We start from the raw sequence: 20,066 nt of genomic DNA on the forward strand, positions 1-20,066 counted from the left end.
ATGAATAAATTAATTATATTGAATAAGCAGTTTTAACAGAATTATACGACAAAGTACTGAACCCTGTGTTTGAGTACTGTACCTGTATTCACCATATTTTAGGAATTAGCCTGTATGTTCTCTTTGTGTAGTCCTCATAACCTTTGACCTCCCGAACAAGGACTTCTTCTTCGCGTTTCAACCTGTATAAGAACAGGAGAACTAACATTGCCGATATGCTCAGGGTGAGGTAAGCATTCAGGATTAGTGGAACTCCGACTGCCTGTAATATGTTTCCTGCATAAGCCGGATGCCTTATGAATTTATAGGGACCATTTTCAATTAATTGATGGTTGTTTTTGATCTCGATATGGGCAGAGAAATATTTGCCCAGCGTCCACATGCTCCAAGCTCTTATTCCCGTACCGATTAATGCAAATAATGCTCCAACGGCTGTAACTGCGAAATTATACTGCTGTAGAAAGCCGAATTTAAGGTGTGGATAAGAGATATACTCAAAAACAGGGGCAATCAGGAGAAGCCACCAGAAAAATAAAAGCAGGCTTCGGGTCCATCTTCTTGATTGCCTTCCTTTAAGATCTGATCCTCTGTATGCGACTTTTTCTGCCAGTAAATAAAGTAATAGGATCCCGGTATAAATGCAAATTAGCTTATGGTTTAAAAAGCTCCAGTTTTCAACAAGAAGCTTCCATGTTTCGGCAGCAAATAAAAGCATAACTATGTTTATAGCCCAGTTTATCCATTCTCCCTTGTTTTCTGCTGCTTTCCAGTTCTCAAACTCTACCATTTACTTCTTTAATTAAATTAATTGTTTTTCTATTTTTCCAGGTGGTTACAAACTGCAGGCAGAAAAAGCGGTGAATGCGTAAAAAACAATCTTTGAACTCAAAAAATTGGTCTTTAAGTTGAGAACAATGTGTCTTTAAGCTGAAAACAGTTCACTGGCGCAAAAATTAGGAAAGTTTTTGAAAAAACATGTAAGAAAACAAAAACGGCAGTGAGTAAGCGAGAAAACTACCGTCTGAAGGCAGAAACTCAGGTTGCTCTGCCGTTGTGACAGAAGTGATTGTTTGGATTTGCATCTTTGAGGTCATACTCCTTCCAGACCTCACATGAGCCGCAGATGCATTTTCTATCAGGGTCAAGATCCGAACAGGTTGCCTCACCTTCCGAGCAGTATACCCCCGGAAAATCCTCAGGGTCCGGAACCTCGCCTTCTGGAAGATTTTCCATTAATTGTTTTGAACTTTTAAATTTATCCTGTGCACACTGACTGTCATCCTGCACTGGACACTGTGGACACCTGCACCTGTTAACATTTGCCCGATTATAGGGAACCAGGAAATTCGTACTCCTTTCAAAAGTTATATCTCTATCCCTGGGTGGAATAGGACTCCCCTCTTCAGTAGATATATTTCTTCCCATACTCTGTTACCCCAAACTTAATACTCCACTGGTTTTTCTATTTCAGGTTTCGGCTTTAGGGCATAAAAGCATTTTCAGTAGCCGAAAGAATATACGCTAGTGAGAGAGCAAATATAAAACATGATCCTGAGACGAGATCTGCAGCTTAGATAAGCTATCCAGCGAGAAAAATAAGGAATGAAAAAAAGTTGAAAAACGACGAAATTTATGCTTACAGGAAAAATTAAATGATATTTGTCTTAACCTTAGTGAGCAAATCAGGTTGCTCTGCCGTGAAGGCAGAAGTGATTATTTGGATCTACTTTCTCAAGACCGTACTCTTTCCAGACCTCACATGTACCGCAGATACATTCTCTGTCAAACTTGAGATCCTCACAGGTAGCTTTGCCTGTGGAGCAGTATATCCCTGGAACCTCTTCCGGATCTGGAACTCCCCCTGCGGGCATGCTTTCCATTAATTCTTTTGCGCTCTGAAGTTTTTCCTTCACACATTTACTGTCAGCCTGCACAGGGCACATTGAACACATGCATCTCTCAATATTTGATTTTATATAAGGAACCTTAGAATCTTTACCACTCTCGTTGGATATTATAGAACCCCCTTCCCTGGTTGATGTATTTTGCCTTTATTCATAATATTCTCCCAAATTAGTACTCGGCTAGTACTCGGTCTTAGGCTTTGTTTTTGAAGTTTAAAAGCCTTTTCAGTTATAGAACGGATAAACTGTAGATATTTAGAAGCTACTGCACTTGAAATTAAGTTATTTTATTTAAAATCAAACAAATGTTCTTAGAGCTTATCTAACTCTACATGAAAGTCAATCAGTATTATCTGGATTAATCTAATTAATTAAAGCCAAACTGGTTTAATTGAGATTAAATCAACTTAATTAAACCAGTTTTAATTGAGAATAAGCAGGGAAAAAATATTCCACCTGAAAGAAGTGAAGAAACATATCCAGCTGAGTCCTCGAATGATTGCTTTTTTCTCGTTTACCATATCAATGGAGCACAATTAAGGATTAGCAGATCCACGCTGAAAAAGGATAATATTGTCATGGAGCTTCAGGATAAATTTGGGTTGTTCTTAAATTTCACTGACAGGATACAGTTCTCTTGTTTATTTGTAACCTCCCATGTTTAAAGTTTCAACCACGAGAGCCGTCATCAGTTTCTATATCTTCCGAGCTTACAACCGGATATCCTGCATCTATCCAGGCATTGATACCTCCTTCCATATTATATACCTCGGAATATCCTGCATCTACAAGCATTGTACTTGCCGACACACTTCTGCGCCCTGATTTGCAATAAACCAGTACTTTCTTCCTAGGAACTTCATCTATGCGAGCTTCGAGCAAACGTTCTGAGCTTAAATTCGATCCTGAGACGTTGCTTACGGGAATAAGGGTTGCCCCTTTGATATGCGAGGAGTTAAACTCGTCAGGCGTGCGCACATCAAGTATGAATACATTGCCTTCTTCAATCATCCCTTCTGCCTCATGTACGCTTACATTCTCAAACCCTGAAGGATTTTCTATTTCCTTTTCTTTTCCCTGTTCTGTAAAGATCAGGAATGTTGCTAAAAACAAGAGAATAAGAACACTGAGACATATCAAACTCCGTTTGTTCGATCAGATTCCTCCAGCATTATAAATTTAAAACTCGAATAAATTTAAAACTCGAGGTAAATGGACGCATTTACTTTTTTGCCAGTATGAACAGGCATTCTATATAAATTATTTTTAACTGTAAAAACTATCTCATGATATAACTATCTTTCCTCGAAAGAAGAGTAATAACTCTTAAAAATTGAGCTTTTTATTCTTAGTCCAGGTTGGCTCCATTCCGGCAATTTATCAGGCAAATCCAGAAATAAAAATAAAAATTAAGCAGATCGAAAAGTAAACTGAGACTCTGGAGAAGAAAGATTATCTGAAAAATAACCAGCAAGAAAAAAACGGAAAGTTGACCGTCGGATAAAAAATAAAAACAATTATTCAGATCTTGGGATAGTTTTATGGATGAAAACAGGATAAATGCAAGAAAAACAGGATAAATGCAGAAAAAGCAGGAATTAAAAAAAAACAGATTTAAAAATTAAAAACCGCCGCAAATCTTCAGAGTAAGAAGCAAAGTATACCTGCAGAGACATCAAATAAGGTTCATCCGCCGATCTATTTTGAGTCTACAGGTAAGTGAAGGATTGGAAGATCCCCTTACAAATATTTCCTTATTTCCTTATTTCCTTATATGTTTTAAAATCTAGCAGGGTCTTTCACCCCTGAAATCTAACGTGGGACTGTACTAATGGGCTTACGAATTTGCATGTTTTGCAGCAGGTTAATCCAGTTATACTTTATAACTGATCAGTTTAGCACCAGCATTTGTTCTTTCCGAAGGAATCAAAACCAAAGAAATTACATTTGCCTCCAAAACCAAACTTTTATTTGTCCCAACATTTACATCTGTCAAATTTGTCAAATCTATCGAATTTCTTATTTCGTATCAAATCTGTCGAATTTCTTATCGAATCTGTCGAATCTATCGAGTCGAATCTGCCGTATCCATCCTTTGCTGCGCTCACTGTAGTAGCTGAGATTGCAGCCATGAAAGAGATAAGCATGGGCATACACAATGCTTTCTTAAGCTTTACCATTTACCACACTCCACAAATTTTTGTTATACTTTTAAATTTTATCTTTTCATTTAGATTCAGTAGGTAAGATGCAATCTAGGGTTAATTACAAATTCTGTTTTTTCATCGACGTAGTATTTAATGAATTATTTCCATCAATTCGTCATCCAGCACCTATCATGGATAAGTATACCAGTTATAAAAATCCTGTATTATCCCCATATAATATACAGAAAGCCGATGAAAAGTAAATCCCTAATTATATTAGTACGTGATTATAGTTTATAGAACATAATATTTAAAGAAATAATAATCAGGAGCCTATAATAATTGGAAATAGGCATTATCCAGTCCGGTTTAAGGAGAAATCATCTCAAAATTGTTATTATGACAATAATTTTATATTAACAGCATTACCCAGTCTTTAAGCTCGGGATTATAATAATTTAAGATCCAAACTTAGGATCTATTTTCAGCTTCATATAACTAATTTTTTAATATGGTTAAAAGCTCAGTCTTGTATATACATTAAAGGAATTCATACAAAAATCAATATTTATCGATGAATTTCAGGAAAAGTGAACATCCAGTCAATTTTACACTGGAAGCTATTTCACAATCGGGAGAAATCCCATACTGCACAACATAATTATCTAAGTAAATTTCTGTTCATTAAAAAGAAATGGATGTTAAACAATTTCCTTGACTGTTTGAAATTTTCAGTAACGGGTTACCCTGATTAGCATAACAGATAAATCTCCTGATATTCGAGACAAGAAAAATCGCAATAACAAGAGAAATCACAATAATAAGAAAAATTTAAAAATTATAAAAATAACGTTAACTTTTCAGACGTATAATTATAAAAAAATTAATGAACTCATTCGTAAGCTTGCTTCGGTAATTGCTGGTAAGCAAGGCAAAGAATTTACGCAATTCGATAAAAAAGATTAATCGCATGCGGCTTCAACTATTTAATTCATAACATCTGTCGCAAACTTATTAATATCTTTTTTATCCATCAAGCACGTAAATCCTGTAAGGAGAATGCCTCCATCGGTATTTTAGATACTTTTAGATACTAGGAAGCTGAAGATTTTGCTGTCCCAGAAATTCGACGCAGAGCTATCGAATGAGTATTAGTCTGTTTATTCTTTATACTTACATTCATGCAAGTTTAACTGTTAACACCATCCGCACCAGTTACAGCCGCTTCCAAAGAAGCCAGAGAAATTAAAGAACCCTACAAACTTGAAGCAAAACTGGCTGAAGATATACTTGCACTGGCTGAAGTTGCACTTGCCTTTCCAGTCACACTTATCTTTCCAATCACACTTGCCTTTCCAGTCACACTTGCCTTTCCAGTCACACTTGCCTTTCCAGTCACACTTGCCTTTCCAGTCGCACTTGTCTTTACATTTACAATCTTTCCCGTCACATGCACTGGCTGACGCAGCTGTCAGTGACAGTACAAAGAGGACCATCACCAAAATACTCATTGTCTTTTTAAATATACCCATTTGTGTACACTCCCTAAATTGCTATGTTTCTAAATGTCGGCTTTGTAACACATTTTCATCGTCAGATGGGGCGCTTGGAAATGATTTTTACCAGTTAATCATATATCCATGAATACTGGCTAATTAATCATCTTTTACTGCTGAAAATGCTCTAACGATGAAATGGATACAAATCACGCCAACAATTGAGACATAAAGGAGATTATCATTTGAAGGATATAATATATACAGAAATATAAATAAGGAACAATAATCAATTAAAGAGATATATTTAATAATATATATTTTACAAGTGCGTTCTGAGCATCCCGGACAATAATTTTTAATAAGAAAATTATAGAAATTCTTATTTTTTAGAAAATTTCCATATGAGATCCTATTTCAGCTTGACTTAACAGCCTCAAGGAGAATTTCTGTATAAATTCTATAATTAATTCAGAAGATAAATTTAAAAAGACAAAATTAAACCCTGACATAGCTTGTAACCATGCCTGCGTAACACCCGAAAATGGCAGATAAACACAATTTAACAATAAGATTCAATTTTGTTAACTGGATTCGCCTTTAATGTGACTAAAATTAATCTAGTAATAGTAACAAAGGTTAATTCTCGACACATAAGGATTTAATCTGGTCTTAGCCGATTTTTTGAGAAAGCCAGTAGACTACTTTATTAAAAGCACTGATGTCATTGGGAAAGAATAACAGCATTACTTTCGGGGGAAACATTTTGGATAAAGAGAAGGCGGGAAAATACACAGGTCACAGCAAAGGTAGGGAAAGTTCGGGCAAAGGATCCTCAAATAAATATTTTTACCCGATCTACGGCATACTTCTACTCGTAACCATATTTATAACGTATATTATTCTTCAAAACACTGAAGAACCTATTAGGACTATACGCAGGTTTGCAGGGACTTTCGGCTACCTGACCGTGTTCCTTGCAATAGTTACATCCGAATATATGGCTAAAATGAAAAAAATATCAGGACTTCCTTTTATGACAGCTCACCATAATCTGGCGAGAATTGGACTACTGCTAATCCTAATTCATCCACTTACTTTTATTTTACAGGGGAGAGGAATAGGAATTTTTTCGCCGATTTCTCCGACAAACGTTTTCATTGGATTGGCAGGTCGTCCTGCTTTTTATCTCTTCTTTCTGGCTGCAGGTATTGCATTGTACAGAAAGAAATACAAAAATTGGAGGAAAGTCCACTATCTCAGTTACCTGGCTTTCTTACTCGTCACATTGCATGCCCTGATGTTAGGTGACGACTTTGAATTAGCTATAATGAGGATACTTGCAATTGCAATGGCGATTACTGTGATAGTTATCTTCATACATAAAAGATCGGCGTCAGGGCGAAAAAGAAAATGAACAACAGAAACTGGGACAGAACCTGCAGTTTCAACTGAATAGATATTGACACCAGACACACTGCATAAAATTTTAGAAAATTTACTTTTATTCCTTTCCCAAAAGCCTGTTAATTTCACTGGAGAGTTTCTGTACCTCGCTGCGCATCTCTGCAATTTCTTTTGAGGAAAGCTCTTCTTTATCTTTTCCGATAAGCACGCTTGCCAAGGCTGCAGTTATGTACCCAAAAATTGAAAAAGCATAAACCGATAACGAAAAAGCCAGTATTCTTCCCTCGGGGGTAACTGGCCAGTAAGCACTTCCTATTGTAGTCATAATCATGGCTGTCCACCATAATGCGTCCCAGTATGAAGTAAACCCCGGACGCTCAAATTGTACATTCCCGCTGCCCCAAGAAAGGTAACTAAAGCCGTGAGCAATAGAACATATCCCAAGCCCCGCTGCCTGATTATCTGTCGGACTGTTCTTAAGATCCGATTAAAAGAAGAAAGAATCCGAACCAGGTTAAGAGATCAGACAGAATTTGCAAACCTGACAAGCCTGAATCCTTTAAATAGCCTTAAAACCCTCAACGCAGGCAAAAATAGGGAAAAAGCAACAAGCCAGTTACTCTTTAAATAATCCTTCTTTAACGGAGAAATGTACAATTCAATAAGAAAATCGACTATAAATATTCCCCAGATAACCAGACTTAATTTTTGCAAAGAAGAAGAGAGACCATACACAAAGTCGACAATAAGAAGAATAAGCCATAATAGTGACAGCAAAGTTAAAAGGAGATCAAAAAGATCGTTAATCTGAGAAAGAAGCTCTGCTCTTTCGTCTTTTAGTTGCTTCTTATCCATGTCTTCATGTCTCACCGAAATTTATCAGGTTGTCAGGTGAGTGCAGACCTGCTTTTAAAAGAAGGCTAGATAAATATTATTAGATTTTTGAGCACTTATAGATATCTTTGTTAAATCCGTTCGGGTAAAGGTGAAAAAGCAGCTCAATATGACTCAAAAAAGGATAATCGTTTTAAAAACTCTTCAGTTATACAAATGAAGGATTATGTGAAATAAAATATTTAAGTAGACTGAATATTTTCTTCATTCAGTCCACTCTAAAACCAAACATTCAGTCCGCTCTAGAACCAGACTCATTTCTCCTCAACTATTACAGACCCGCGCATGGAAGGATGAATCAAGCAAGAATATTCATACGTGCCTGCGTCAGTAAACTGGAACTCATAAGATTCTCCTTCTTGCAATATGCCGGAGTCGAAAGTAGAACCTGTAGCTGTATGATTAGCTGAATCAAGGTTTGTCCATCTGACAGTATCACCTGTTGATATTGTAACTGATTCGGGATTAAAGGCAAAACTGCTGATTGACACCTCGACAGTCTTTCCGCCTGCAGCCTCCATTCCATCCATTCCGGTCGTGTTGTCCATGCCGATCATGTTGTCCATGCCGGTTATGTTCCTCATGGCTTCGGGCGTATAGCATTTCATGACTCCAAAAAGATAGCATTTCTCTGTGCCCGTCACATTATACATGCTCATGTTGTCCATTCCGGTCATGTTGTCCATGCCGGTCATCATGTTGTCCATTTCAGTCATGTTATCGCCGGTCATATTACCCATCATAGCATCGGGCATATAACACTTTACGGCTATGGCAAAATAACACTTCTTCATGCCGGTCATGTTATCCATGCCAGTCATGTTGTCCATGCCTGTTACATCGTCCGTGTCTGCCATGTCGTCCATGCCAGTCATGTTATCCATTCTAGCCATGCTATCCATCTCAGTCATATTATACATGCCAGTCATGTTGTCCATGGCTTCGGGCATATAACATTTCATTATTCCTGCTAGGTAACAGGTCTTCATTTCGGTCATGTTATCGGTCATGTTATCCATTCTAGCCATGCTATCCATATCAGTCATGTTATACATATAAGTCATATTTTCCATGGCTTCGGGCGTATAACACTTCATGACTCCGAGAAGATAGCATTTCTCCATTCCGGTCATTTTATTCATTCCAGTCATGTTATCCATGCTGGTCATGTTAGTCTTTGCTTGCGCGGATACAAGAGATAAGGATAAGCATAATACTAGAAGGAAAACTATCAATTTCAGTTTCATTCTTTTACCCCCCATATGCGAATTCAGTAAATTGAACTAATTGAGCATATATAATAAAATAAAAATTAATTTAATATAAATCAATTAAACAATAATGGTCGATTTATAAATATTTAATCTATATTAACTACAGCAGCTAGTCAGGTTTTCGTAATCAAGGGTCTTTTAAGGAGTAGATCTATCACATTTTATTACATTAGTAAAATCTGACTCACAAATTGCCAGACTCCTTTTTAGAGCATTAATCCTTCAAGATTATTTTTTTGATTTGAGAGTTACTTAACTCTGAATACTCAGTAGAAGGAGAATCAGAATATATTGAAACCTGATCTTAGATAATCAGAGATCAGATATAAAAAGAGAATTATCGGATAAAACAAAGGAAAGAATTGAAAGAAATGAATCGACAGATAAAATAAAGAAATGTGAACTGCAAACCATCTACAGGTTTGCAGCCTTTATTTTTAATCTGGCTTCTTTAACCAGGACAGTAGATCATTCATTTCTCATCCTAGCTTTATATGTACATCTTCATCGATCATTGACTACAACATGCCTCAGGTCATGTTCCTTATCTCAGTCCATGCTTTCTACTTCAGCAAAAGTTGTAGTCTGATTTACATCACAGGTGGCGCTCTTGGTCACGATTGAAATCGTGTCTCCAATGCTCCTAATTACAGCCACCTTTCCAGTTACGTTATACGTGTCCTCATCCATACCTTCGTCATCGGATATATCAGTAATATCCCCAACTATAGTCTTGTTTCCATCCATTGTGGTAAGGTCAGCCAGATGCTTGTCTATTTTCTCGGCCGTTCCGATCATGTAATCTACATTGCTAATTACAGCCATCTTTCCAACAAGATTACACTCCACGGGTTGGTTGCCTGTATCTTCAAACATTCCGGTCATATTACTCATTATTTCGGACATCTCATCGATGTCATCGATGTCTTTAATCACAATTATCTGTCTGGTCATATCACCTGTTACATTTCCGGTCATACTTCCAGCCATAAGTAAAGTCATGTTGCCAATGCTTTCGGTTGTGCTGCCCATATCATCGGTCAGGTTGACCGTGATGGTTCCAGTCATATCTCCGATCATGACTACAGTCGTATCATTCATGGCTTCAATCATGTCTTCAATCATTTCGTCCATGTCTTCAGTCATGTTGTCGGTCATGTTGTCGGTCATATTACCGATCATATCGTCAGTAATGTAATCGGTCATATTGTCGGTCATATTGTCGGTCATATTGTCGGTCATGTTGTCGGTCATGTTGTCGGTCATGTTATCCATGCCAGTCATGATTTCTGTCCTTCCGAAGATGACTACGCTTCCGGGCATATCATCCATTCTTCCGACCACAACCGCTTTTTCTGTCATGTTGCCAAAGTCTTTGATTAAAATTATCTTTCCAGTAACATCAAGCTCCATGCTTTGAGAGACATTATTCATGTCTTCAGTCATGTTGTCGGTCATATTACCGGTCATGTTGTCAGTCATGTTACCGATCATATTACCGGTCATGTTATCGGTCATATTGTCGGTCATACTACCGGTCATGTTATCGGTCATGCTATCGGTCATGTTGTCGGTCATATTACCGATCATGTTATCGGTCACATTATCGGTCACGTTAACCGCTTCTTCGACTATTACCACATTTCCGGTTACATTACACTCAACGGCTTTAGTAATATTTCCGGCTATGATTACATTTATTTCATCCATATCTTCTATCGCGTTATCCTGTGCCTGCACGGGTGCTATAAAAAGGGCAAGACATACCGCTAGCATCAGAGGAAATATCAGCTTCAATTTCATTCTCTACCCCCCGAGTTGATTATTAAGTTTTTGAGTAGAATAAAAAATAATTTAATACAATTATCTTAATAATAAAGGATCAGATTATAAATAATTAATCTCTATTAACTATAGAGATTAGTCGAGTTATAGGTGTCAATCGGCATTTTAAAAGTAGATATTTGTCATATATTTATTATGTTTGACGTAAGAGATATTAAGCAGTATCATTTGAAAAGCTTCTCGAAAAATCACGTTTAACGTTTATTTTAGATTGTCCTCCAGTTCCTAACCTCAGCCTTCTTATATCCTGCATGATGCAACCTAAACCCTTCCTTATTATGCACTTACGACTACACCAGGTTATTTGGTAACATGGCAAAAGAGCCACAGTAAGGCCTCGAAATTCTTATTAAAGCTTTAAGATCACATTATTGGAAAAGTTCAAGATAGCAACACAGTCAGTCTCAAGGGAAAAGAGCGGAAGAAGCGTGCTTAAAGACGCAACAAAAAACATAAATTTAATTAAAAACACGGAGAATAGAGCACGACTTTACTGACAATAACCGGTGTTGTTATATGGAAAATATTAAAGAATTTTTTAAGAATGATAATTTTGCTGCAATGTCAGGAATCGAACTTCTTGAAGTCTCTCCAGGGTATGCAAAAGCCGTCATGAATATAGAAGAAAAACACCTGAATGCCCTGAAAACCGTACAGGGAGGAGCACTGTTTACCCTTGCAGATCTTGCTTTTGCTGCAGCCTCAAATGCATACGGCAATGTTGCTGTTGCTATCAATGCAAATATCTCTTTCGTGAAAGCCGCAACAGGGAAAACTCTTACTGCCGAGGCAAAAGAAACATCTATTAACCCCAAAATTTCAACGTATACCGTAAACATAACTGACGATAAAGGAGACCTGGTGGCGATTTTTCAGGGCATGGGTTACAGGAAAAAGATTTCACTTGATGAGCTATCCCGCATTTGAATTAGCCGGATTAATCTAAAACAGGCAGGCAGGGATCTCCAGAAGATTTCCTCTAAAACCGTTATAAGGTGTTCTGAGGGTTAACTGGAGAGAATATAAGAGAGAATATAAAACATATTTCTTTAAAACATAATTTAAGCTAGAAAAGAAACCAGTTTTAAAAAAGAGTTAAGAGAATTTTCAATGCGACTGCCGGGATTCGAACCCGGGTTCTAAGCTTGGGAAGCTCAGGTCATAGCCACTAAACCACAGTCGCATAAGGATGTAAAGAAGTGCTGTGTATTTTTTCATGCATCTTTTAGATATTAAAGGTTTCGGTGAAAGGACGAAACGGCAAGGATAGCTGTTTTATTGGCAAAAGAGGAAAAACTCTATTTCTGAAAATAGAGGGTGCAAAGCATAAAGACCTGAGGGTGGAATAATATAAGAGAAAAATTTCAAAGCGTTTTTCGGGGAGAGGGCAATGGCTCGGTTTATAGAGCTTGCAGAGCTTTTTGAAGAACTTGAAAAGATAACATCTCATAAAGAGATCGTCAGGAAGATTGCAAACTTTTACTAGGAATTGGAAGGAAAGGAAGTAAAGGACAGTGCATACCTTTTTCTCGGAAGCATAGGACCTGCGTTTGAAAAGACGACACTGGGAGTAGGGGATAAGATTGCTTTAAAAGCAATTGCATCTGCATACAGAGTTTCAGAAGAGGAGGTGAAAAAAAGATATTCAACTACAGGGGATCTTGGGGATGTGGCGTTTGAGTTAAGTAGGGGAGAAGGAAAGTCGCTTACAATTGATGAAGTATTCGGAAAGCTCAGGGAAATAAAGGAAACCTCAGGAAAAGGAAGTCAGGAAGAAAAAGTCAGGCTGCTTTCCAGTATCCTGCAACGAGCCAGCCCGGAAGAAGGGAAATATATAGTCAGGATTGTGCTGGGGAAGCTCAGGCTGGGTTTTGGGGATCAGTTTTTGCTTGAAGCACTTTCTCTTGCTTTTACAGGAGATAAAAAATATACCGCTAAGATCAAGGAGAGCTACAATGTCTGCACCGACATTGGAGAGCTTGCAGAATCCCTTTCAGAGCATGGCACCAGAGCTCTTGGACGCTTTTCCATAAAACTGGGACGACCTGTCAGGTCAATGCTTGCCCAGCGAGTAGAATCTTTTGAAGAGATAGAAAAAAGGATTCCCGGAGAAAAGGCAGTTGAAGAAAAGTATGATGGGGAAAGAGTTCAGATCCATAAAAACGGAAACGAGATCAAAGCCTTTTCTCGAAGGCTCGAGGATATAACTGCCCAATATCCTGATCTTGTGGAAGCAGTCAGGAGAGACATTAACGCAGAGAAAATCGTGCTTGATGGGGAAATCATTGCATATGTTGAAGGCAGTAAAGCCGATGACTCTACCCAGGAATTTTATTCATTCCAGAGACTGATGCAGAGGCGCAGGAAATATGAGGTTCAAAAATATGCTGAAATCTTCCCTGTTGCAGTATTCTTTTTCGATATCCTGTACCTAGAAGGAAAGTCCCTCCTGAAAGAACCTTACCCCAGGAGAAGAGCTCTTCTCGAGGAAAATGTAAAGCAATCCGAAGCTCTTCGCATGGCTGGAAGAATTGTTACGGACAATCTTGAGGAGATAGAGGATTTTTTCAACAAGACTCTAGAAAAGAAGCTTGAAGGAATTATAATCAAATCCATGAGCAGCAATGCGGTTTACGAAGCCGGAAAAAGGAGCTGGTTCTGGCTCAAGTGGAAAGAAGAATATGCCGAAGGAATGCGAGAGACCTTTGACCTTGTAATTGTAGGTAAATATTACGGGCGAGGAAAGAGGAAAGGCTCATTTGGAGCTCTCCTCTGCGCTATTCTCAACGAAGAAGAGCAGCGTTTTGAGACTTTTACGAAAGTAGGTACAGGATTTACAGAAAGGGACGCAAAGGAAATCGACAGCCTGCTTTCAGAGCATATAGTGAATGAAATCCCTAAAAACGTACTCATAAAAAGTAGGATGATGCCCGATATTTTAGTAGAGCCCACTGTGGTTATCGAGGTTCTTGGTGCGGAAATCACGAAAAGTCCTGGTCATACCGCAGGACAGGGAGAAGGAGATACAGGGCTTGCCCTGCGCTTTCCTCGATTTTTGCGTATAAGATATGATAAAGGACCTGCAGATGTCAATACAGTTAAAGAAATCATGAATTTGAAGGAAGGAATAGGCGTTTAAAGATTCAGGCAGGAAAGAAAGTAAGAAAGAAGTACGGGAAGCACAGAAAAGCAAAATAGAGGAGATAGGGGGAAGCAGTTGAGAAATCGCGAAGTAGCTGAGTTACTTTATGAAGCTGCTGATATTCTTGAGTATCAGCAGGTTGAGTGGAAACCGCGAGCTTATCGGAGAGCCGCCCAGATGATAGAAAACCTCGGGGAAGACATAGAGAATATTTATGCCAGAGAAGGAAAAGCCGGCTTGATCAAAATTCCAGGTGTTGGGAAGTCCATTGCTGATCATATTGCTGAGTATCTCGAAACAGGCAAAGTTGAAAAATTTGAGAAACTCAAAGGGAAAGCCCCTTCAGGTGCTGCGGAACTCATGGAAATCCGCGGGCTTGGCGCAAAAAAAATGAAAAAGCTTGCCGACACCCTGGGGATAAGGACGCTCTCAGATCTTAAAAACGCGATCGCTGCCCACAGGCTCAGGAGGCTCGAAGGCTTCGGAGAAAAAACTGAGGAAAATCTGGCAAAAGCAATTGAGCAGTATGAGAAAAGTCATTCCCGAATAGCTCTCGGGAAAGCGCTTCCAATCGCAGACGAGATTATATTCACTTTAAAAGCCAGGTGTAAGGATACAACCTCTAAAGTTGATCTTTCAAAGATAATCTACACCGGCTCACTTCGCAGGTTAAAAGAGACGATCGGTGATATTGACATCCTGGCAGAAGCTGAAAAAGGAGAAGCTTTAAAGGTAATGAATTGTTTTGTCTCCCTTCCTGATGTTGATCAGGTTATCTTAAAAGGTAGCACAAAAAGCAGCGTGATCCTGAAAGAAGGAACTGCTATTGACCTGAGAGTAGTTCCACCTGAAAGCTATGGGGCAGCTCTTCAGTATTTCACAGGCTCAAAGGAACACAACATAGAACTCAGGAACATTGCCATAAAGAAGGGTTACAAACTTTCGGAGTACGGGCTGTATATAAAGGAGTCCGGAAAACAGATTGCAGGCAGTAGTGAAGAAGAGATTTATAAGGCACTTGGTCTTGCCTACATCCCGCCCGAACTTCGTGAAAACAGGGGAGAGATTAAAGCCGCTGCAAAAAATGCCCTCCCAAAACTGATAGAACAAAGCGATCTCAGGGGAGATCTCCATGTGCACACAAACTACAGCGAAGGAAAGGATAGCCTTAAAACCATGATTGAAAGAGCAGAAGCTCTTGGCTATGAATATATCGCAATAACTGACCATTCCCGCTCCCAGAAGATTGCCAGGGGTCTGGAAATTGAGAAATTAAAAGCTCAGTGGAAAGAGATAGATAAACTTTCAAAGTGCTTCCGGATAAAAATTCTTAAAGGCTCCGAGGTTGACATCCTGAAAGATGGGACCCTTGATTTCCCGGATGAAATTCTCAAAGAACTCGATATTGTCTTAGGATCCATACACTCCGGTTTTGCCTTGCCTGAGAAAGAAATGACCGAAAGAATTGTCACGGCTCTGGAGAACAGGTATCTTGATATCCTTGCCCACCCTTCAGGCAGGCTGCTTGGGAAAAGGGAGCCTTATGCCGTTAATTATGAAAGGGTTTTTGAGGCTGCGGCTGCAAACGGAAAATTGATCGAGATCAACAGCCAGCCTTCAAGGCTTGACCTCAACGACGAACTCATCCTGCGGGCAAAAACCTTTGGCATTAAATTTTGCATCTCCACTGACAGCCATTCCGCTGCCGACCTTACCTTCATGCGATACGGGGTAGGACAGGCACGGCGCGGCTGGCTAGAAAAAGAAGATGTGGTAAACACTTACCCCTACACCAGGCTTAAAGAAGTATTAAAGAAACTCAAAGAATAATAAATTTGTAACGAGACTGCTGCGCCGGTTTATCACCAAGCGTTACGCCGCTTGACCACGCCGTTGCTCGGGGTTTTCGCTCAAGCCTTTTTCAAAAGGCTTGTGATCAAACTTTCTCAAAAAAAGCTTGCGAAACAGTAATAAAGGAGTAAAAGTTCAAATTGATGTAAAACCCATTAAACAAAAATCAGGCAAAAGGTCACAATAATGGTCTCAAAAAATCTCCCATTTACAAAAGAAGAAATCCTTAAAATTATAGAAAAATATCCCACTCCTTTTCATATTTATGATGAGAAAGCTATCAGGGAAAACGCCAGAAAGCTGAAATCCGCCTTTAAAGATATTCCCGGCTTCAAAGAGTTTTTTGCAGTAAAAGCCCTTCCTAACCCTTTTATCCTTAAGATCCTCAAAGAGGAAGGCTTCGGGGCAGACTGCAGTTCTCTTCCAGAACTTATCCTTGCGGAGAAAGCAGGGATGACCGGCAATGATATTATGTTCAGCTCAAATGATACGCCAGCCGAGGAGTTTATAAAAGCAAAGGAACTTGGCGGCTACATCAACCTTGACGATATCAGTCATATCGATTACCTGGAAAGATCTGCAGGGCTTCCGGATATCATTTGCTTCAGGTACAATCCCGGACCCCTGAAAGAAGGAAATGCTATCATAGGAAAGCCGGAAGAGGCGAAGTATGGATTTACACGAGAACAGATGTTTGAAGGGTACAGGATCCTCAGGGACAGGGGCGTGAAGCGCTTCGGGATGCACACTATGGTAGCCTCGAACGAACTGAATCCTGATTACTTTGTGGAAACCGCAAGGATTCTTTTCGAACTTATAGTTGAAATCTCAAAGGAACTCAACATAAACTTCGAATTTGTAAACCTGGGCGGAGGCATTGGCATCCCTTACAGACCCGAAGAAGAGCCTGTCTCTTACGAAGCCATTGCAAAAGGTGTAAAGGAAGCTTACGAGGCTACTATCACAGCTAACGGGCTTCATCCACTTAAAGTCTTCATGGAATGCGGTCGCGTGATTACAGGTCCCTACGGATACCTGATTTCCCGGGTAAGACATCTCAAGCATACCTACAAGGACTATGTTGGGATGGACTCCTGTATGGCAAACCTGATGCGTCCTGGCATGTACGGAGCCTATCACCATATAACCGTGCTCGGAAAGGAAAATGAGCCGCCTGTCCGCAAATACGACGTAACCGGCTCCCTCTGCGAAAACAATGATAAGTTTGCAATCGACCGCCCGCTTCCTGAAATCGAAATCGGAGATATCCTTGTAATTCATGATACAGGAGCTCACGGGCATGCAATGGGCTTCAATTATAACGGAAAACTCCGCTCTGCCGAACTACTTCTCAGGGAAGACGGAAGCGTTGTACAGATCAGGAGAGCTGAGACTATTGAGGATTACTTTGCAACCCTCGACTTTGAAGCCCTGAAAGACTTCAAGTAAGAAAATGACTCCGCTAAAACAGAAGAGATGTCTCAAAAATTTATTGAAGGCTTAGATACAGGTGAGCAGGAGAGAAATTTTATTGATTTATCTCACTGCTGTGCCTGAATTAACCTTTTTTATACAAAATTTATATAAAACTAAAAAAATTAACCCTTGACTTTTCTTGTAGATTCCCGATCAAAAAAGATGTTTTTTCCTTTAACACTCAGCGGAAGTCCCATAGCTACATCCGCATCTATAATTTTAAAGTAACACGCAGCAGCGCCTGCAGAATAAAGCACGCGGTTGTCGATACAAAGATCCTTTGCTTTTGCTGCTGCTGAGCCCACGGCAATTCCGAGGTCAAGGTACTTGATCATACAGTGGGGACCTGAAAATTCTTTCTGAACCTTTCCGTGCTCAAGCATTTCCTTACAGGTTGCAAATCCGCAGGCTCCACAGTCCAGATTGCTAACGCCTGAAGCCTTCAACCCTATAAGAATAATTGCATTAGCATCCCTGACATTTCTGGCGTCTCGAAGAAGAAACTTCAGGTTCTTGATTTCGCTTAACTCTTCCATTCGGTCAGCAAGCTCGTCTTTTTCCTCCTTAGAAAGGAGGCAGGTTACAATATCGTCAATTCCTTTTCCTTTTGGGGCAGTCCGGGCAGCAGTAAGAATTATTTTTGCAAGCAATTCAATAGACTCAAGTTCGGGATTCTGTCTCATGGCAGGAAGTTGAAAATAATATTATTTATATCTGAACCAGCAGGAGCAATTCTACAGTTTTTTTTAATTCTCGCTTGTAATTTCCGACTATAATTCTAGCTTACAACTCTTGCTTTTTGTAAACTTATTTAGATACTCAGGCTGATATATTAATAATCAGCTGATATATTAATGATCAGATATGACACCTGAGAAAGCCGCAAAAAGAAAAGAAGAATGGGTTGCAAAGATGAAAAAGGAAGGCAGGATGAAAGAGGATATGACAGAAGACCATAAAGCCTGCCTTAATGCACTGCAGAACCCAGTTCGCAGAAACATTCTTAAAGCCCTTGTTGGGCAGAAAAAGTCGCTGGAAGAAATTAGGACAGAGCTCAAACTCACGGATTCCCAGGCAAGTTACAACCTCAATATGCTGGAAAGTACCCTCTGTATTGAAAAAGAGGAGAGCGAAGGAGTTATATATTATGTCCTGACTCCCAGGGGAGAAGGGTATATGGAAAACGTGGAGCTGAAAAAATAAAGAAGTCAGGAGAAATAGATCCTCCTGGCACCTGATGTCGTCCGGTTAAAACGGATGTTAATTTTCTGACATTAAATATCTTCGTATTTTTTCAGAATATCCTCAAAGGAATCCACGACAACTTTCAGTTTTTCCTTTCCAAGCCCGAAAGTGCTGAGTTTGAAGTATTTAGTGAGCCCTGATTTTATGCCGTGGATATTGCGTTCCTTGAGTTCCCGGTAGAGGAAATATCTTCCATTCTTGACTTTCTGGGAGATCTCATAGAAACGTGGGGCTTCGAAAAAAATCAGGTCATGAGAATGGGGTTTCTGACCACGCTGGATAAAGCCCTTTTCCTCAAGCCTTGCCGAGAACCAGCGGGCGTTTTCGACCTCCTGGTCCCAGTTCCTAACACGCTTTACAACATCCGGGAAAGAGGCAATGAGAGTCATAACCGTAGCGCCCCTTGCCGTGCAGCCAAGAAGCTCAACCTCTTTTACCTTGCTGTGTTTCGATTTCCTGAACACTATAGGAGCATATTCTTCACTTACTCCGAGCACCCCGACAGGTCCTGATGCAGCCATCGATTTATGCCCGCTGCCTACAATAAAGTCGGCACCGATCTCTTTTGCCGATACAGGCATTCTTCCGACGGCGTATGCACCGTTCAGAAGGAGGGGAACATCATACTCATGGCAGATCGAGGCTATTTTTTCTGCATCGGGCAGGTTTCCATAGTTTCCGTCCGGATATGTCACAAGTGCAAGAACAGGCGGTTTTCCATTTTCCTTTGTAACCTCTTCAATTGCTGTAGCATAGCCTTCGGGGTCGAGGTAGTAATCAGGACTGCCTGAGTGCGGTACAGCTTTGATATTCAGTCCAGCTCTTTCGGCTGCAACATATGAAGAGTAGTGGGCAAGCCCATCAAGCACAATCCAGTCACCCGGCTTCCCGATAGAATGCATGATAGCAAACTTGGATTCCCGTGCCCCATTTGTAACTCTTGCCTCGTCACAGCCGAGGAATTCGGGAAGCGCCTTGTGTACAAAATCATGAATTGGAGGTTTTTTTATCTGATCCAGAACCCCTCCGCAGAAATCACATACTGAATATCCGTCTCCCCATTCTATAAGTGCCTGCTTTGCGGCTTCGGTCAACAGCCCGCCTGTCTGAAGAGGGTCAATATTTATACTGCCCAGAGATTCTCTTTTTATAAAACCGAATTTCTGAAGGGATGAGTCATCAAGTTTCATCTTATTTCATACCTCAATATTAATTACAGGTTAATTATGGTCTTTAAACTGCAGATGCAGGATGCGATCCTTAAACTAAAAAGAATCGTATTCTATCCGTTCAATATTTCCGGAAAGATTGCCAAACCTGGGATTTCTGTCAGATTTTTTATTCATTCTGGATATGCATAGAAATCATAAAAAGTATTCCAAGGA

The 20,066-nt window shown here is 39.7% G+C and carries 18 protein-coding genes and 1 tRNA gene; 7 read left to right on the forward strand and 12 right to left on the reverse strand.

From position 1 onward, the window contains the following. Window positions 1–88 precede the first annotated feature (88 nt). The 6 genes from MSTHT_RS07290 to MSTHT_RS14055 all read right to left on the reverse strand — a co-directional run bounded on the left by MSTHT_RS07290 (window position 89) and on the right by MSTHT_RS14055 (window position 5,547). Window positions 89–787 carry a methyltransferase family protein gene (locus MSTHT_RS07290; RefSeq protein WP_048167207.1) on the reverse strand — a complete coding sequence of 233 codons (699 nt, stop codon included), beginning with the start codon at window positions 785–787 and terminating at the stop codon, window positions 89–91. Window positions 788–1,035: 248 nt separating this feature from the next. Beyond that, complete coding sequence (locus tag MSTHT_RS07295) at window positions 1,036–1,425, reverse strand: DUF2769 domain-containing protein (RefSeq protein ID WP_048167208.1); 390 nt, start codon at window positions 1,423–1,425, stop codon at window positions 1,036–1,038. A 257-nt stretch (window positions 1,426–1,682) separates the two neighbouring features. Next, window positions 1,683–1,952, reverse strand: a complete 270-nt coding sequence (locus tag MSTHT_RS07300; RefSeq protein WP_082086797.1) for a DUF2769 domain-containing protein — start codon at window positions 1,950–1,952, stop codon at window positions 1,683–1,685. A gap of 621 nt (window positions 1,953–2,573) precedes the next feature. Further along, on the reverse strand, window positions 2,574–3,017 hold the full coding sequence (locus MSTHT_RS07305) for a rhodanese-like domain-containing protein (protein ID WP_226999662.1): 444 nt from the start codon (window positions 3,015–3,017) through the stop codon (window positions 2,574–2,576). A gap of 854 nt (window positions 3,018–3,871) precedes the next feature. Beyond that, a complete protein-coding gene (locus tag MSTHT_RS07310) occupies window positions 3,872–4,051 on the reverse strand; it encodes a hypothetical protein (protein ID WP_156149734.1) in 180 nt (59 codons plus the stop codon). A gap of 1,196 nt (window positions 4,052–5,247) precedes the next feature. Further along, entirely contained in the window at window positions 5,248–5,547 is a 300-nt protein-coding gene (locus MSTHT_RS14055) for a hypothetical protein (protein WP_148704488.1), read from the reverse strand. 766 nt (window positions 5,548–6,313) lie between these two features. Here MSTHT_RS14055 and MSTHT_RS07320 point away from each other — a divergent pair. After that, window positions 6,314–6,964 (forward strand): ferric reductase-like transmembrane domain-containing protein, encoded by a 651-nt coding sequence (locus MSTHT_RS07320; protein WP_231588029.1) that lies wholly within the window; start codon window positions 6,314–6,316, stop codon window positions 6,962–6,964. An 87-nt stretch (window positions 6,965–7,051) separates the two neighbouring features. On the opposite strand, the gene MSTHT_RS15125 is transcribed toward MSTHT_RS07320, so the two are convergent. Beyond that, a complete protein-coding gene (locus MSTHT_RS15125; protein ID WP_231588030.1) occupies window positions 7,052–7,285 on the reverse strand; it encodes a hypothetical protein in 234 nt (77 codons plus the stop codon). A 90-nt stretch (window positions 7,286–7,375) separates the two neighbouring features. On the opposite strand from MSTHT_RS15125, the gene MSTHT_RS15130 reads away from it, so the two are divergent. Then, complete coding sequence (locus MSTHT_RS15130; protein WP_231588031.1) at window positions 7,376–7,585, forward strand: hypothetical protein; 210 nt, start codon at window positions 7,376–7,378, stop codon at window positions 7,583–7,585. A gap of 517 nt (window positions 7,586–8,102) precedes the next feature. On the opposite strand, the gene MSTHT_RS15135 is transcribed toward MSTHT_RS15130, so the two are convergent. Then, complete coding sequence (locus MSTHT_RS15135; protein WP_231588032.1) at window positions 8,103–9,095, reverse strand: cupredoxin domain-containing protein; 993 nt, start codon at window positions 9,093–9,095, stop codon at window positions 8,103–8,105. Between the two features lie 576 nt (window positions 9,096–9,671). Next, the gene (locus MSTHT_RS07335) at window positions 9,672–10,925 is read right to left on the reverse strand and encodes a hypothetical protein (RefSeq protein WP_048167213.1); all 1,254 of its coding nucleotides are present in this window, start codon (window positions 10,923–10,925) and stop codon (window positions 9,672–9,674) included. A 558-nt stretch (window positions 10,926–11,483) separates the two neighbouring features. On the opposite strand from MSTHT_RS07335, the gene MSTHT_RS07340 reads away from it, so the two are divergent. Next, window positions 11,484–11,894 (forward strand): PaaI family thioesterase, encoded by a 411-nt coding sequence (locus tag MSTHT_RS07340; protein ID WP_048167214.1) that lies wholly within the window; start codon window positions 11,484–11,486, stop codon window positions 11,892–11,894. Window positions 11,895–12,078: 184 nt separating this feature from the next. Here the strand turns inward: MSTHT_RS07340 and MSTHT_RS07345 are convergent. Further along, window positions 12,079–12,150: transfer RNA gene (locus MSTHT_RS07345), tRNA-Gly, on the reverse strand. A gap of 306 nt (window positions 12,151–12,456) precedes the next feature. Between MSTHT_RS07345 and MSTHT_RS07350 the strand changes: the two genes are divergently transcribed. The 3 genes from MSTHT_RS07350 to lysA all read left to right on the forward strand — a co-directional run bounded on the left by MSTHT_RS07350 (window position 12,457) and on the right by lysA (window position 17,409). Beyond that, on the forward strand, window positions 12,457–14,106 hold the full coding sequence (locus MSTHT_RS07350) for an ATP-dependent DNA ligase (RefSeq protein WP_048167215.1): 1,650 nt from the start codon (window positions 12,457–12,459) through the stop codon (window positions 14,104–14,106). A gap of 78 nt (window positions 14,107–14,184) precedes the next feature. Next, window positions 14,185–15,939 (forward strand): DNA polymerase/3'-5' exonuclease PolX, encoded by a 1,755-nt coding sequence (polX, locus tag MSTHT_RS07355; RefSeq protein WP_048167216.1) that lies wholly within the window; start codon window positions 14,185–14,187, stop codon window positions 15,937–15,939. 207 nt (window positions 15,940–16,146) lie between these two features. Further along, complete coding sequence (gene lysA, locus MSTHT_RS07360) at window positions 16,147–17,409, forward strand: diaminopimelate decarboxylase (RefSeq protein WP_048167217.1); 1,263 nt, start codon at window positions 16,147–16,149, stop codon at window positions 17,407–17,409. Window positions 17,410–17,558: 149 nt separating this feature from the next. Here lysA and MSTHT_RS07365 read toward each other — a convergent pair whose 3' ends face one another. Further along, entirely contained in the window at window positions 17,559–18,119 is a 561-nt protein-coding gene (locus MSTHT_RS07365) for a ferredoxin domain-containing protein (RefSeq protein WP_048167218.1), read from the reverse strand. Between the two features lie 181 nt (window positions 18,120–18,300). On the opposite strand from MSTHT_RS07365, the gene MSTHT_RS07370 reads away from it, so the two are divergent. Further along, window positions 18,301–18,639 (forward strand): winged helix-turn-helix domain-containing protein, encoded by a 339-nt coding sequence (locus tag MSTHT_RS07370; RefSeq protein ID WP_048167219.1) that lies wholly within the window; start codon window positions 18,301–18,303, stop codon window positions 18,637–18,639. Window positions 18,640–18,710: 71 nt separating this feature from the next. Here MSTHT_RS07370 and pscS read toward each other — a convergent pair whose 3' ends face one another. Continuing rightward, on the reverse strand, window positions 18,711–19,871 hold the full coding sequence (gene pscS, locus MSTHT_RS07375) for an O-phospho-L-seryl-tRNA:Cys-tRNA synthase (RefSeq protein ID WP_048167220.1): 1,161 nt from the start codon (window positions 19,869–19,871) through the stop codon (window positions 18,711–18,713). Between the last annotated feature and the right edge of the window lie 195 nt (window positions 19,872–20,066).

This window comes from Methanosarcina thermophila TM-1 (assembly GCF_000969885.1).
In the GTDB taxonomy this organism is placed as follows: domain Archaea; phylum Halobacteriota; class Methanosarcinia; order Methanosarcinales; family Methanosarcinaceae; genus Methanosarcina; species Methanosarcina thermophila.